This is a genomic window from Accumulibacter sp. (genome assembly GCF_016789985.1).
In the GTDB taxonomy this organism is placed as follows: Bacteria; Pseudomonadota; Gammaproteobacteria; order Burkholderiales; family Rhodocyclaceae; genus Accumulibacter.
On the sequence record NZ_JAEUOL010000290.1, the window covers coordinates 18,999 to 34,186 of the forward strand.

At 60.5% G+C, this 15,188-nt stretch carries 13 protein-coding genes and 1 other RNA gene; 10 read left to right on the forward strand and 4 right to left on the reverse strand.

Features of this window, described 5'->3' with window-relative positions; translation table 11 throughout:
* The first annotated feature begins 43 nt into the window (after positions 1–43).
* On the forward strand, positions 44–1,204 hold the full coding sequence (clsB, locus tag JNK99_RS16845) for a cardiolipin synthase ClsB (RefSeq protein ID WP_291855413.1): 1,161 nt from the start codon (positions 44–46) through the stop codon (positions 1,202–1,204).
* Here the strand turns inward: clsB and gluQRS are convergent.
* On the reverse strand, positions 1,186–2,133 hold the full coding sequence (gene gluQRS, locus JNK99_RS16850) for a tRNA glutamyl-Q(34) synthetase GluQRS (protein ID WP_291855416.1): 948 nt from the start codon (positions 2,131–2,133) through the stop codon (positions 1,186–1,188). The genes clsB and gluQRS overlap by 19 nt on opposite strands.
* A 126-nt stretch (positions 2,134–2,259) precedes the next feature.
* On the opposite strand from gluQRS, the gene argB reads away from it, so the two are divergent.
* Genes argB through JNK99_RS16870 form a run of 4 tightly spaced genes read left to right on the forward strand, consistent with a single transcriptional unit; the run spans position 2,260 to position 8,579 of the window.
* The gene (gene argB / locus JNK99_RS16855) at positions 2,260–3,147 is read left to right on the forward strand and encodes an acetylglutamate kinase (RefSeq protein WP_291855419.1); all 888 of its coding nucleotides are present in this window, start codon (positions 2,260–2,262) and stop codon (positions 3,145–3,147) included.
* A gap of 13 nt (positions 3,148–3,160) precedes the next feature.
* Entirely contained in the window at positions 3,161–3,865 is a 705-nt protein-coding gene (locus JNK99_RS16860) for a pyrimidine 5'-nucleotidase (RefSeq protein ID WP_291855451.1), read from the forward strand.
* Positions 3,866–3,877: 12 nt separating this feature from the next.
* The gene (locus JNK99_RS16865; protein WP_291855422.1) at positions 3,878–7,486 is read left to right on the forward strand and encodes a PAS domain S-box protein; all 3,609 of its coding nucleotides are present in this window, start codon (positions 3,878–3,880) and stop codon (positions 7,484–7,486) included.
* Positions 7,487–7,493: 7 nt separating this feature from the next.
* Entirely contained in the window at positions 7,494–8,579 is a 1,086-nt protein-coding gene (locus tag JNK99_RS16870; protein ID WP_291855425.1) for an acyltransferase, read from the forward strand.
* Here the strand turns inward: JNK99_RS16870 and hemB are convergent.
* Positions 8,563–9,546 (reverse strand): porphobilinogen synthase, encoded by a 984-nt coding sequence (gene hemB / locus JNK99_RS16875; protein ID WP_291855430.1) that lies wholly within the window; start codon positions 9,544–9,546, stop codon positions 8,563–8,565. The two genes, JNK99_RS16870 and hemB, sit on opposite strands and share 17 nt — an antisense overlap.
* 217 nt (positions 9,547–9,763) lie before the next feature.
* Positions 9,764–10,474: a ribosome biogenesis GTP-binding protein YihA/YsxC gene (yihA, locus tag JNK99_RS16880; RefSeq protein WP_291855433.1), complete on the reverse strand. Its 711-nt coding sequence runs from the start codon at positions 10,472–10,474 to the stop codon at positions 9,764–9,766.
* Between the two features lie 126 nt (positions 10,475–10,600).
* On the opposite strand from yihA, the gene JNK99_RS16885 reads away from it, so the two are divergent.
* Positions 10,601–11,236 carry a c-type cytochrome gene (locus JNK99_RS16885; protein WP_291855437.1) on the forward strand — a complete coding sequence of 212 codons (636 nt, stop codon included), beginning with the start codon at positions 10,601–10,603 and terminating at the stop codon, positions 11,234–11,236.
* Between the two features lie 126 nt (positions 11,237–11,362).
* Positions 11,363–11,791: a CBS domain-containing protein gene (locus JNK99_RS16890; protein ID WP_291855439.1), complete on the forward strand. Its 429-nt coding sequence runs from the start codon at positions 11,363–11,365 to the stop codon at positions 11,789–11,791.
* A 174-nt stretch (positions 11,792–11,965) separates the two neighbouring features.
* On the opposite strand, the gene JNK99_RS16895 is transcribed toward JNK99_RS16890, so the two are convergent.
* Positions 11,966–12,604 (reverse strand): histidine phosphatase family protein, encoded by a 639-nt coding sequence (locus tag JNK99_RS16895; protein ID WP_291855441.1) that lies wholly within the window; start codon positions 12,602–12,604, stop codon positions 11,966–11,968.
* 330 nt (positions 12,605–12,934) lie between these two features.
* Between JNK99_RS16895 and ffs the strand changes: the two genes are divergently transcribed.
* From ffs to JNK99_RS16910, 3 genes are all read left to right on the forward strand, one after another.
* Positions 12,935–13,033: signal recognition particle sRNA small type (ffs, locus tag JNK99_RS16900), an RNA gene on the forward strand.
* Positions 13,034–13,151: 118 nt separating this feature from the next.
* Entirely contained in the window at positions 13,152–14,798 is a 1,647-nt protein-coding gene (gene dnaX, locus JNK99_RS16905) for a DNA polymerase III subunit gamma/tau (protein ID WP_291855443.1), read from the forward strand.
* Positions 14,799–14,818: 20 nt separating this feature from the next.
* On the forward strand, positions 14,819–15,142 hold the full coding sequence (locus JNK99_RS16910; RefSeq protein WP_291855446.1) for a YbaB/EbfC family nucleoid-associated protein: 324 nt from the start codon (positions 14,819–14,821) through the stop codon (positions 15,140–15,142).
* Positions 15,143–15,188 lie beyond the last annotated feature (46 nt).

Here is a 15,188-nt window from a genome sequence, read left to right on the forward strand (position 1 = left end):
GACCCGGGCGGGCATTTTTCGCGCATGCCGGCGGGGCTAGTCGGTGGCTCCCAAGTTCCTACCCGGCAACCGCCTGACGCTGCTCAACAGTGGAGCGGAGTACTTTCCGGCGTTGATCCGGGCTATCAGTGCGGCTCGGCACGTCGTCCATCTGGAGAGCTACATCTTCGAGGATGATGACACTGGTCGGGCCGTTGCCGACGCCATGGAGAAGGCGGCCCGGCGCGGCGTGACGGTGCGGCTCCTGGTTGATGGCTTCGGCGCCCGTGACTTTCCGCAACTCCTGCAACCGCGTCTCGTTGCAGCGGGTGTCCAGGCGATGGTGTACCGGCCCGACATAGCGCGTTTTCAGTTGCGCCGTCATCGCCTGCGGCGCTTGCACCGCAAGCTGGCAATGATCGATGGTCAGGTCGCCTTCGTTGGTGGAATCAATGTCATCGACGATCTCAATGCTCCCTACCAGATGTCACCGCGCTACGATTATGCAGTGCGCATCGAAGGTCCGCTGCTCGCGCCGATCCAGCAGGCACTGTACCGGTTGTGGGAGATCGTTCTGTGGGCCAAGCTCAACCGGCGCTATCGCTTGCCCGTGCATTCCCCGGCTGTCGCCGAAGCACGCGGCGAGCAGACGGCCGCTTTTCTGGTGCGCGACAACATTCGTCATCGGCGGGATATCGAACGGGCCTATCTCGACGCCATCGCCAGCGCGCAGGACGAAATCATTCTGGCCAATGCCTACTTTCTGCCTGGTCGTCGTTTTCGCCGAGTGCTTCGCCAGGCCGCGAGACGGGGCGTACGGGTGACCATCCTGTTGCAGGGACGGGTGGAATACCGCCTGCTGCACTACGCGACACAGGCGCTTTACGGCCAATTGCTGGCCGCCGGGATACGCATCTTCGAATATCAGAGCAGCTTCCTGCACGCCAAGGTGGCGGTGATCGATCGCCGCTGGGCAACGGTGGGCTCGTCGAACATCGATCCCTTCAGTCTTCTGCTTGCCCGTGAGGCCAACATCGTTGTCCTGGATGTCGGCTTCGCCGAAAATTTGTGGCACAGCCTTGGTCAGGCAATGGACGAGGACGCCCTCGAACTGCCGGCGGATAGCTGGCATCGCTTGCCGTGGCGCTCGCGCTTCCTGCGCTGGGCCAGTTACAATCTGGTGCGCATGCTGATCGGTATTACCGGTTACGGCGGCAAGCGCTGATCCGGGAAGGTGGCGGCTCGCGCCGGAACACGCTCTATGGACCAGACAGAAATCGCCCAGCGCCAGAACTCGGCCACTGATGCGACGCGCATCTCTGCGGGTACCGCATGGCCGAGAAACTCCAGCGCCGTAGCCAGCAGGCGGCTGTTCGCGCCGGGATGGACCGGCTCGGCACCGGTCTGCTTGGAAAGCTTTTCTCCTTGCGCATTGGTGACCACCGGCAGGTGGCCGTAGTCGGGAATCGACACTCCCAGGCGTCGCGCCAGCCAGATCTGACGTGGTGTGGAGTCAAGCAGGTCGACCCCGCGCACTACGGTGCTGATACCTTGCGCAGCATCGTCCACCACCACCGCCAGTTGGTAGGCGAACTCACCGTCGGCGCGGAGCAGAACAAAGTCGCCGACCGCCTCGGCGAGATTCTGTCCAATCATCCCCTGAATGCGATCCGCGAAGCAAACTTCTGCCGCCGGGACGCGCATTCGCCAAGCACGTGCGGCCCGCCCCGCGGGCAGACCCGTGCGGCATGTTCCGGGGTAGAGCAGCCCACCGTCCACCGCACGTCGCGCTGTACAGGCACGGATTTCCCGTCTCGAGCAGGCACAGGGGTAGACGTCACCGCCGGCCTGCAGGCGCTGCAGTGCGGCATGGTATACATCCTGCCGTTGGCTCTGAACCAGCACCTCACCGTCCCATTCAAAGGCGAATGCCTCCAGCGTCCGCAGGATCTGGTCCGCTGCGCCTGGCTGCGTTCTTTGCCGGTCGACGTCTTCGATGCGCAGCAGCCACTCACCGCCATGAGCGCGCGCATCAAGATAGCTGCCGAGCGCAGCGACCAGCGAACCGAAGTGCAGCGGACCGGTCGGCGACGGCGCGAAGCGACCGCGATAGGCAGTGCCGGTGCCGTGACCAGATGGTTTCGATCCGTTCATTGACTTGTCCCCCCGGCAAGCCTGGGGCGGCTGCCGTGTACAACCCCGGCTGTGTGCCAGCCACGCCGCCTTGGTATTTGCTGTTGCCCCGAGTAAAATCTTCCGGTCATCATAAGGATTGCCGCCATGCGCGACCGTTCGATCACCCCCGCCGACGAAGCTGCCATTCTCGCCGAGGCATTGCCGTACATCAAACGTTTCCACGGTCGGACGATGGTCGTCAAATACGGTGGCAATGCGATGACCGATGAGCATCTCAAGCAATGTTTCGCGCGCGACGTGGTGCTTCTCAAGCTGGTCGGGATGAATGTCGTCGTGGTGCATGGTGGCGGACCGCAGATTGAAAGCCTGCTCAAGCGGGTTGGCAAGAAGGGTCGCTTCGTCCAGGGGATGCGGGTTACCGATTCGGAGACGATGGAGATTGTCGAGATGGTGCTTGGCGGCCAGGTGAACAAGGATGTCGTCAACCTGATCAATCAGGCTGGTGGCAAAGCGGTTGGCCTGACCGGCAAGGATGGCAGCTTCATCCGGGCCAAAAAGCTTCTCTTGGCAAACCAGGACAACAGCGAGGATTTGATCGACGTCGGTCAGGTGGGTGACATCACCCAGATCGACCCGTCGCTGATTGGTCATCTGGAGGCGGGAGGCTTCATTCCAGTGGTGGCGCCGATCGGTGTCGGAAAGAACGGCGAGACCTACAACATCAACGCGGATGTCGTGGCCGGCAAGATCGCGGAAATACTGAAGGCTGAAAAACTCGTTCTGCTGACCAATACCCCGGGTGTGCTCGATGAAAGCGGTGCATTGATCACCGGCATGACACCCAAGCAGATCGATGACATGGTGGCGGCCGGAACGCTCTCTGGTGGCATGCTGCCAAAGATCGGCTCGGCGCTTGACGCAGCGCGCAACGGCGTCAAGAGCGTGCACATCATCGATGGCCGCGTTGAACACGCGCTCTTGCTGGAAATCCTGACCGATCATGGCGTTGGCACGATGATCAAGTCGCACTGAGCCGGAGCCGGTCCTGAAAGCCGCGTCCCCGGTCTGGCTTTTTGACCTCGACAATACGCTGCACAACGCGATACCGCACATCTTTCCGCACATCAATCGGTCGATGGTTGCCTACATTCGGGCGGAGCTCGGCGTTGATGTGGACGAGGCGACCCGCCTGCGGCAGGAGTACTGGCAGCGTTACGGTGCGACCCTGCTTGGCATGATGCGTCACCATGGCACCGACCCGCATCACTTCCTCTGGCATACTCACCGGTTTCCCGATCTCAAGCGGATGCTGGTTTTCGAGCGTGGCCTGCGCGCCATGCTGCGGAAATTGCCGGGACGCAAGATTGTTTTCTCGAACGCGCCGCTGCACTACAGCGAAGCGGTTCTCGAAGCGGTCGGGATCAGGCACTGTTTCAACACGCTGTATTCAGTGGAGCGACTTCGTTTTCAGCCGAAACCGGCGGCAGGCGGCTTCCGTTACCTGTTGCGCCGCGAGCGTCTGCAGGCAGCGGCCTGCATCATGGTCGAGGATTCGCTGGCCAACCTGCAGACAGCGAAGCGGCTGGGAATGAGAACGGTATGGATCAGTCGTAGTACGCGGCAACCATCGTGGATAGACCAGCGACTGGTATCCGTTCGGGAACTGCTCCGTACCCTGGGGCGTTTCCCGGCATCGGAATATCTTTCCCGACCTGCAACGGCTGCGGTAAAGTCCCGACACAGGAGCTGAAGGCCGGCCATCATGCGAGAGTTCAATTCACTCGAACAGCAGTTGCTGGAATACAAGGCGATTCTTGATCACTCGGGGATTGCCGTTGTATGCACGCGCAACCGCCGGGTCTATCGTTGCAACCCGCGTGCCGAGGAGCTTTTCGGGTGGGACACCGGCAATTTGGTGGGCCAGCCGGACACGGTCTTCTACGCGGATGGCGAGGCCTGCGAAGCCCTGCGCAGGCAAGCACTCCCGCCTTTGCGGATAGGCCGGATCGTCGATCTCGAAATGGTAATGACGCGGCGTGACGGTACGACGTTTGTCGCTCACCTCATCGCGCGGGCGATCGATCCGGCGGCACCACGTGACGGGACGGTGTGGATCGTGCGCGACATCAGCCACGAGGTCCGGGCACGGGAGGAAAATGCGCGGCTGCTGCGTGAGCAGCAGCTCATTTTCGAGAATGCGGAGACCGGCATCGTCATCCTGCGTGAGCGAATCATTCAACGCTGTAACCGGCGTTTTAGCGAGATCCTGGGTTACGCGCAGGATGAGCTGATCGGCAAGTCGACCCGAACATATTATCCTAGTGAACAGGCTTGGCTGGAGACTGGCGAAGCAGCTTACGCGGCTATCGCCAAGCACGGCATCTACCACGGTGAGGTGATGTTTAGGCGCCGCGACGGCACTTCGATCTGGACCCACATTACCGGTAGCATGATCGAGCTGAACAACCCGGATGAAGGCTACGTCTGGTTGTATGAGGACGTGACCGAAAAGCGTCAGGCAAGTCGTGCAATGGATACCTTGCTGCGCGAGCAGACGCTGATTCTGGAACGTGCGCCGATTGGTATCGCTTTCGTACGCGATCGCATCATTCAGCGGTGCAATCCCGGCCTGGAGAGGATCTTCGGTTACCCGCCTGGGCAACTGCTTGGCCAGTCGACGCGTGTCTGCTTTGCCAGTGAGGAAGCCTGGTTGGCGAAAGGGGAACAGGCGCGCCGGTTGATGGCAGAAAGTGGAAGATTCGTTGGTGAAGTGGAGTACCGGCGGGCCGACGGGACGCCGATCTGGTGTCAGGTCACCGGCAGCCTGCTTGATCCTGAAAAACCCGCCGAGGGCCATGTCTGGCTGTTCGAAGACATCACTGCCCGCCGGGCTGCGGAAGAAGCACTGGTGGAAAGCCTCTGGGAACAACAGCTCATCTTTGACAATGCGATGATCGGGATTTCTTATCAGCGCGAACGTACGCTACTGCGCTGCAATCGCCGTTGCGAGGAGATCTTCGGGTATCCGCCGGGTGGTCTGAAGGGACAGTCGACCCGTATCCTGTTTGCCAGTGAGGAGGCCTGGGAAGAGAGCGGGCGCCTGGTTTACGAGAACCATATTGCGACGGAAACCTTCGAGGGCGAATTCCTTTATTGCCGTCTGGATGGCAGTCCGATCCGCGTGCGGGTGATCGGCCGCACGATTGGCGAGCACCAGTCGGCCGAAACCTGGATCTGGACCTATGAGGATGTGACCGCCCAACGTGCTGCTGAAGACGCGTTGCGGCAGAGTCATCTCGAGCTCGAGCAGCGCGTCAACGAACGCACCCGTGAGCTTTCTCGGCAGCTCGACTTCCTGCGTCAGTTGATTGAAGCGATTCCCGGCCCGGTTTTTTACAAGAACATCGATGGACGCTATCTCGGCTGCAATCAAGCGTTTCTAGACATGATAGGCAAGGAGCGCAGCGCGGTGGTCGGTGCCACCGTATACGACCTGGCGCCACCTGATCTGGCCGATCGCTATCGGGCGGCCGACGACGAGTTACTGCAGCACCCGGGTTCCCAGGTCTACGAATCGAAGGTGCGACACGCTGATGGTAGCTACCACGATGTCGTCTTTCACAAGGCCACCTACGGCAAACCGGACGAGTCCGGTGGTGGCCTGGTGGGTGTGATACTGGACATCACTGAACGAAAACGGATGGAAGCCCGCCTGCAGCAGGCGGCAACGGTCTTTGACAGCAGCACGGAAGGCATCACCATTACCGCGCCGGATGGTTGCATCATTGCTGTGAACCGGGCATTCACCGAAATCACCGGTTACTGTGAGGATGAAGTCATCGGGCAGAACCCGCGCATCCTGCAGTCGGGGCGCCACGATCGCAGCCACTACCATGCAATGTGGCAGGCACTGGCCAGTTGTGGGCGATGGCAGGGCGAACTGTGGAACCGCCGCAAGGATGGCCAGACGTTTCTCGAATCATTGACGATCAGTGCCATCAAAGACCAGGAGGATCGGGTAACGCATTACGTCGGGGTTTTCTCGGACATTACCGAATTGCGCAAGGCGCACGACCAGCTCAACCACCAGGCACATCATGACCCTCTGACCGGCCTGCCCAACCGCCTGTTGCTCGGCGACCGTCTGCACAAGGCGATGCAGCGCGCCCACCGTGATGAAACCGAACTTGCCGTCCTGTTCATCGATCTCGATCGGTTCAAGATCATCAATGACACCTTGGGGCATCAGGTCGGCGACCGTGTTCTTTGTGAGGTTGCGAGACGTCTCAGCAAGCTGATGCGTGAATCGGATACGGTTGGTCGGCTCGGCGGCGACGAGTTCCTGATCATCGTCGAGGGAATCGTTGACCCGACCGTCGCCTCGCACGTTGCGGACAAGATCCTCAACGTTCTGCAGGATGCTCCAGTGACGGTCGAACAGGAGTTCTTTGTCGGTGCCAGCATTGGGATCAGCGTCTTCCCGCGTGACGGGAATGATGTCGAGACATTGATGAAGAATGCCGATGTCGCGATGTATCGCGCCAAGGAAAGAGGCCGCAACACTTACGAGTTCTTTACCAACGAGTTGACTCAATCGTCGCTGGCCCGTCTTCAGATGGAAACCGATCTGCGACGCGCCATCGAGCGTGGTGAATTGCTCATCTACCTGCAGCCGCAGTTCTCGCTGCGTACGGGAAAACTGCTCGGTGCCGAGGCTCTGGTGCGCTGGCAGCGCTCTGAGCAGGGGCTGGTCATGCCGAGCGAATTCATCAGACTGGCCGAGGAGTCCGGCCTGATCGTGCCAATCGGTGAATGGGTGCTGTATACGGCTGCCTGCCAATGGGCGGCCTGGATTGCGGATGGTTTTGCTCCGGGTGTTCTATCGGTCAATGTTTCCGGTGTCGAGTTTGCCCGTGGTAAAATTGAACAAATAGCGCGCAGAACAGTGGACATGTCCGGATTGCCAGCACACTTTCTGGAGCTGGAGATCACCGAAAGCGCGATCATGAGCCATGCCGAGAACAGCGTCCAGGTTCTCGACAATCTGCGTGGCATGGGTCTCAGCCTGGTGATCGACGATTTCGGCACTGGCTACTCTTCCCTGGCCTATCTCAAGCGCTTGCCTCTCAACAAGTTGAAAATCGACCAGAGTTTTGTTCGTGGGTTACCATCCGATCTTGAAGATTGTGCCATCACACGGGCCGTGATTGCGCTCGCTCACAGCCTTCAGTTGACCGTCATTGCGGAAGGCGTTGAGACCGAGGAACAGCGTCAGTTCCTGAACCGTGAGGATTGTGACGACATGCAAGGTTACCTGAGCGGAAGGCCGATGTCCGTCGATGAGTACCAACGGCGCTTCCTTGACGATTGAAACCGCCATGCCTCCAATTACCAATAGATTACTGTTCATCGACGCACTGAAGGCTCTCGCCTCGCAGTTGATCGTCCTGCATCACCTGGCTTTTTATGGGCCCATGTCCGACCACGCTCAGGCACTGGCGCCCACCGTCATCTCCTGGCTCAGCCAGGATGCGCGGTTCGCAGTACAGGTTTTCCTCGTCCTGGGGGGGTTTCTTGCGGCTCAGAGTCTGGCGCCAGGCGGCATGATGCTGGCCGCCAACCCGTTCGGCCTGCTCTGGAAGCGCTACCTCAAACTGGTGACACCCTACATCGCTGCGGTTCTCATGGCCATTGCCTTGGCGGCGGCTGCTCGTGCGTTGATGGAACATGATTCGGTACCAGGCCGACCCACCCTGTCGCAGGTGATGGCACACGTGCTGCTGCTGCAAAGCCTGCTTGGCCACGATGGCCTGTCGGCAGGTGTGTGGTACATCGCGATCGACTTCCAGTTGTTCTCGCTCCTCGTCGGGTTGCTCTGGGTGACACGCCGGGTTGCGCGCAACGAGGCTGGCGCTGCGACGGCCACTGTCTGGCTGGTCGCCGCGCTGGCGCTGACCTCGATCTATTATTTCAACCGTGATGGCGACTGGGACAGCTGGGGAGTCTACTTTTTCGGTTCATACGCGCTAGGGATTGCGAGCTGCTGGACAACGGCCGGCAAGCGGTCCCGACTCTGGTGGTTGCTGCCCATTGTCTTGGTGGTCGGCGCTGCACTGCTGCTGGACTACCGGCCGCGCCTGGTCGTGGCGTTGGCGACTGCGTTGGCACTCGTCCTGGCGCGCAGTGGCGGTTTTCTGGAGAACTGGCCGAAATCGCGCCTGATCGCCTACTTGGGGCAGATCTCCTATTCGGTGTTTCTGGTGCACTTCCCTGTCTGCCTGCTGATCAACGGATTGTTCGCCCGTTACGCTGCGCCAGAGCCCTGGGTTCACCTGGGCGGCATGATTATCGCTTGGCTGGCGAGCATCGCTGGCGGCGCGCTTTTCTACCGTTTCGTGGAAAGTGCCGCACAGGCCGGCTTTCGCCGGCGGAGGCCATCGGGGCTGGTCAGACAGACGCCTTGAGCCAGGTTGCTGCAGTCAGCGCGAAGTAGCTCAGTATTCCGTCGGCACCGGCGCGCTTGCAGGCCAGCAGGCTCTCGATCACACATGCCTCCTCGTTGAGCCAACCGTGCCGGGCCGCTGCCTTGAGCATGGCATATTCGCCACTGACCTGATAGACATAGGTTGGCACTCCGAATTCGTCCTTGACCCGGCGGACGATGTCGAGGTAAGGCATGCCAGGTTTGACCATGATCATGTCGGCTCCTTCGGCAAGGTCCAGAGCCACCTCGCGCAGGGCCTCGTCGGAGTTCGCCGGATCCATCTGATAACTGTATTTATTGCCCTTGCCCAAGTTGCCCGCCGACCCGACCGCATCGCGGAAAGGCCCGTAGAAGCTCGAGGCATACTTGGCCGAATACGCCAGGATGCGGGTGTGGATCCTTCCGGCAGCATCCAGCTCGGTGCGAATGCGCCCGACCCGGCCGTCCATCATGTCGGAGGGCGCCACGATGTCGGCGCCTGCCTGCGCATGTACCAGCGCCTGCCTGGCCAGTACCTCGACCGTCTCATCGTTGAGCACGTAGGCACGTGGGTCATCGGGGTCGATCAGTCCGTCCTGCCCGTGGCTGGTGTAAGGATCAAGTGCCACATCGGTGATCACTCCAAGTTCCGGGAACTCCTTCTTCAGGGCGGCAACGACCCGGGGGACCAGACCATCGGGGTTCAGTGCCTCTTCAGCGCCTGGGGTCTTGCGGGCGACGTCGACTACCGGAAACAGGGCCACGGCAGGAATGCCGAGCTCGAGCGCGTGTTCGGCCGTGTGCAACAGATGATCCAGGCTCTGCCGTTCGATTCCCGGCATCGATGACACCGGTTCGCGTCGTCCTCTGCCTTCCAGCACGAATACCGGGTAAATCAGGTCGTCGGCAGTCAGGCGCGATTCGCGCATCAGGCGGCGGGAAAAATCGTCACGGCGCATACGGCGCATACGTGCGGCAGGGAAACGGCTATCCATAAAAACTACCTATCATCTGTTCGTGATAAACAAAAGGGATGAAAAACCGGAAATTGGCGGGGAACTCTTGCCCGAGGCGGTGTTCTGATATGTAGATGGCTTTGCCGTCTCCCGCTTCACCTCCCTGAGCGGGTGCCTTATTCCTTAAGGCATGTGTTGCCCCCGGCTCCCCCTTTGCCGGGGGTTTTTTTTAGCCTTTGCCAAGGTTGCCGGTATTTCTTGCGCTCCAGCCCATGGCACCGCGCTTCTTCGGGCGGGCGATCTTTTCGCTCGGCGGGTTTAGCGGCGGCGCCGTCTTCTCTGGTACTGTCAATCCGAGCCAGCCGGCGAGAACAGCCTCCGCCTGTGCGACCCCCGACTTTTTCAGGCTTGAGAATAGCTGCCAGCTGAAGCTGCCGCCAATGGCTCTGCATGCCTGCTCGACCTCACGCATGGCGAGTATCTGTTGCTGCCGGGTCAGCTTGTCGGCCTTCGACAACAGAACGTGTATCGGTTTGCCGGTAGGGGCGAACCAGCCCAGCATCTGCAAGTCGAGTTCGGTCAGGGGATGGCGACTGTCCATAATCAGCACCAGACCGGTAAGCGCCTCGCGGTAGCGCAGATAGGGTGCGAGCAGACCCTCCCATTGCGAGCGAATCTCTTCTGGGGCCTTGGCAAAGCCGTAGCCAGGGAGGTCGACAAAGTATTTCCCGGGTTCGACGCGAAAGTAGTTCAGGTGCTGCGTTCGTCCCGGCGTCTTGGACACGAAGGCCAGGCGGATGTGGTTGGCCAGAGTGTTGATCGCGGAAGATTTGCCCGAATTGGAGCGTCCAGCAAAAGCGATTTCGGCCAGCGAGTCGCCCGGCAGATCCCGCAGGTGGACCACCGTCGTCTGGAAAACCACCTTCTGAAAAAGGGGCATGGAAGGACCCGAAATGGATGGATGGGACAGGCGCGCGCCCGAGGAGCAATCTGATATAGAATAACAGCTTTGCTGCTCGGCTTCTCCGGTCTCAGATCAGTCATCGTTGTCAATGGGAGTTTGGACATGATTCGTACAACGGCACTAGCGGTTCTCCTGGCCGCCAGTTTCCCCGCTTTCGGAACAGAACAGGCAAGAGCAAAGGTTGATCTGGTCAAAGCCAAGGAAATTGCTGAAGGCGTGTGCGTTGCCTGTCACGCTGCCGATGGGAACAGCCAGACATCGGCCAATCCCATACTCGCCGGCCAGATTCCCGACTATCTCTACAAACAATTGGGCAATTTCAAGGCGACCGACGGCAAGCCGCCGGTACGCAACAACGCGATCATGGGCGGCATGGTGGCCGCACTGTCGGACGAAGACATGCGTAGCCTGGCGGTCTATTTTTCCCAGCAGAAGATCAAGCCCTCGCTGGCCAAGGACGAGAAGCTCTTGGCCGCAGGCAAGACGCTGTGGCGCATGGGAGACTTCGCGAAAGGCGTACCGGCCTGTGCCGGTTGCCACGGTCCGACCGGTGCCGGCCTTCCAGCGCAATACCCGCGGCTGTCGGGGCAGTACGCTGAGTACACCGCGACCCAGTTGAAGACCTTCAGGAGTCACGAGCGAGCCAACGATTCGGAAAAGGTGATGCGCGTGATTGCGGGCAAACTTTCCGATCATCAGATCGACGCGGTTGCCGAGTACGCCGCCGGTCTGCGCTAGGAATCTCTGACGGAAAACCGACTCGGGCGATTGTTGTGCGCCCGGCACAGCCGGTCGCGTCCCCCTTGGCAATGAGCGCTGGACGTTCTAGCATGGGGGTGTCTCCCTGACCAGAAAGGACGCTTCATGAAGACACTCAGGCAAATCCTCGCCGGCAAGAGCGGGCAACTGGCAACTGTCGCGCCCGACCAGCCGGTTTTTCACGCGCTCCGGGTGATGTCCGACGCCAACGTCGGTGCGGTTCTGGTTCTTGACGGTGAAAAGCTCGTCGGCATCTTCTCCGAGCGTGACTACGCACGCAAGGTGATTCTTTATGGCAAGGCATCGAAGGAGACCCCGGTGAGGGCGATCATGTCCGACAAGGTGCTTTACGTGACACCGGAGCAGACCGTAGACGAATGTATGGCGATCATGACCGAGAAACACTTCCGTCACCTGCCGGTCCTTGAGGATGGCAAGGTCATCGGGATTGTTTCGATTGGTGACGTGGTCAAGGAAATGATCTGTGCGCAGCAGTTCATCATCGAGCAAATGGAGAAGTACATCACCGGCTGATCCATCAGACTCCCTGGTTTGTCCTGTCTTGGGATTGTTCGCCGCACCGAGCGTTTACAGGTCGGGATTCTCCTCCGTGCAGCGCTGGCTTACTTTTCGCCCCGTTCCATCCGGTCTCCTGGTTGCTGGCACACGACTGGCAGCTGGCTGAAAATCGGCTCACGCCAGCTCGGGCTACGGCAGTTCGTCAAGGCCGAACCTGGACAGGTGCTCGGTCTGGCTCCAGCTCAGCAGACTCCACGAGTTGTCGAGGACGCTCAGCCAGTTGATTCCGGCGTTGGGAATCAGGAAATCACGGGGACTGGACAAGGGGTTACCGCGAACCAGTCGGTTTACTATGTCGAGTACCCCACCGTGGGTAACCACGACAATCGTCTCGCCCAGATGCTCGGCGGCCAGCTCGCAAAGCCCGGTGCTGACGCGTTCGTGCAGTTGCTGCAGGCTCTCGCCACCGAAGGGGATGACGAAGCCGGGGTCGCGCGTTTCGAACGAGTGGTAATCAGCCGGGTATCTGGCGCGTGATTCGTCATAGGTCAGCCCTTCAAAGAAGCCATAGCGCCGTTCACGAAACTGTGGTCGAAAGCGGGGGGACAGTTTCAGCTTGCTGGAGATGCGTTCGGCGGTTTGGCGCGCGCGCAACAGGTCACTGCTGTACAGGGCGGTGATCGGTTCACCAGCCAACCAGTTCGCTGCGGCCTGCGCCTGGATCAGCCCAGCCGCATTGAGTCCGATGTCGATCTGCCCCTGAATACGCTTTTCGGCGTTCCAGGTGGTCTCGCCATGCCGGACAAGACAGATTCGGGTCTCTTCCATCGTTGCCGTTCAGATATTGTGGGTTCGCAAGTGCGCTGTAGCAGCGGCTGCTGGTCGGCCAAGCATTGGTGGGGCTCGTGGTCGGCTGGACAAGAAAGCAGCCCGTGGCCAGTGGGTCACTCTTGCGAAGACGCGATTCTAATCCATTTGCACAGTCGCTTTGGCGACTGCAGAGCGGCTTTGTGCGAGGGTGCCGGACCCAACTCCCGGCCGCTCCGTCACCAGCGTTGGTCTTTCGCAGGGAAGCGTCGTACGCCAACGCCCGGGTTTGGCAAGAAGTCTCAGTGCCTTTTCGGCCGCTGTGGCGACTGATGTGATACCATCCGACTTGGCGGGTCTCCCCGCATCGCAGGGTGGTGAACCTGGTCAGGTCCGGAAGGAAGCAGCCACAGCCATCTGATGTGAGTGCCGGGGGTAAGGCTCGCCACCTTCCTTCATCGCCGTCTCGCCCATCGTGACGAGGGGACCCTTGGTCCCGGGAGTGTCCCCGGCCCGACAGTGATCAAACAGCTCGGGGAGTCCTGACCCCATCTGCTAGAATCCGCGCATGAGTTATCAAGTCCTGGCGCGCAAGTGGCGCCCGCGAACGTTTGCCAGCCTGGTCGGCCAGGAACACGTTGTCCGGGCCTTGACGCATGCCCTGACCGCACAACGCCTGCACCACGCTTACCTGTTCACCGGTACGCGCGGGGTTGGCAAGACGACGCTGGCGCGAATCCTGGCCAAGGCCCTGAACTGTGAAACCGGCGTCAGTGCTATTCCCTGCGGCACTTGTTCGTCCTGCCAGGAAATCGATGCCGGGCGTTTTGTCGATCTTCTTGAGGTCGATGCGGCGACTAATACCAAGGTCGACGAGATGCGGCAACTCCTGGAGAACGCGGTCTATGCTCCGACCCGTGGTCGTTTCAAGGTCTATGTGATCGACGAAGTGCACATGCTTTCCACTTCGGCTTTCAACGCCATGCTGAAGACTCTTGAGGAGCCCCCTGAGCACGTCAAGTTCATTCTCGCCACGACCGATCCTCAGAAAATCCCGGTTACGGTGCTTTCGCGCTGTCTGCAGTTCAATCTCAAACAGATGACGCAGGCGCTGATCGCCAAGCATCTCAAACACATTCTCGAAGTCGAAGCAATCAGTGCCGAGGCCGGCGCGCTGCCCCTGCTGGCCCGCTCGGCAGGTGGCAGCATGCGTGATGCTCTGTCCCTGCTCGATCAGGCCATCGCGCATGGCGCGGGTAGCATTGAAGAAGCGCAAGTGCGCGAAATGCTGGGTACGGTCGATCTCGATCACCTGTTTGCAATTCTGGACGCCCTGCTTGCCGGGGATGCGGCGGCCATGCTGCAGGTAGCCAATGACATGGCGCTGCGCAGCCTGTCGTTCGATGCGGCCTTGCAGGAAATGGCCAGCCTGTTTACCCGGCTGCAAATCGCACAGCTTGCTCCGCAGGCGGTTGCCGAAGATCTGCCCGAGCGTGCCTCTCTGCTGGAAATCGCCGCGCACATGGATCCGGAGTTTGTCCAGTTGGCCTATCAGATTGCTGTGACCGGGCGCCATGAACTGCCTCTTGCACCGGATGAACTTACTGGGTTCACCATGACCCTGTTGCGGCTATACGCTTTTCGTCCGCTGACAGAGAACGAAGCCGGTGGTCGGCCCGGGTCGCCCATCGTCGGTGTCGGAAGCCCGTTGGTCACGACCGGCTCGACGCCGAAGCGCCCGACCTTGGCGCCTGCCGAGCCGGGCAGGACCAGTCCCGTACCCAATCAGCCGGCGGTTGAGCTGGTCTCGGCAGGCGAGAGGAAACCGCCAGCCGTGGCAGACCCCGACTGGGGTACCATGCTGGCCGCGCTTAAAGTGAGTGGCATGGCGCGCGAGCTTGCCCAGCACTGCGAGTTGCGCGACCTGGCAAGCAACCGGATGGTCCTGCGGCTTGCTCCGCGGCACCGGCACCTGCTGATGAAACCGGCGCAGGACAAGTTGCAGCAATCCATTACCGAGCATCTCGGGCGCCGTTTGCAGCTGGCCATCGAGGTCGAAGAGGGCACGGGAGATACCCCGGCCGCAGCAGCGCAGCGTGACCGGCGAGAGCGCCTGGATCGCGCAATCGCATCGGTCGAACAGGATGGTCTGGTGCGGGAGATCATCGAAATGTTCGACGCCACCCTGATCGAATCGTCCATCAAACCCGTTTAGTTCAAGTCGAGGCAAGCAAGATGATGAAAGGCGGAATCGCCGGCCTGATGAAACAGGCTCAGCAAATGCAGGAAAACATGAAGAAGGCGCAGGAGCAGCTTGCGCAGCTCGAGGTCGAGGGGCAATCGGGCGCGGGCATGGTCAAGGTCTTGATGACCTGCGCACACAGCGTGCGGCGAGTGACGATCGACCCTGCCGTAATGGACGATCGGGAGATGCTCGAGGATCTGATTGCGGCGGCGCTTAATGACGCCATGCGACGTGCCGAGGAAGCATCACAGGAGCGGATGGCCGGATTTTCCGCCGGGTTGAATCTGCCACCCGGATTCAAGATGCCCTTCTGATGACGACTCCGTCAAGCCTCGAGTCGCTGATCGAGGCGCTGCGCTG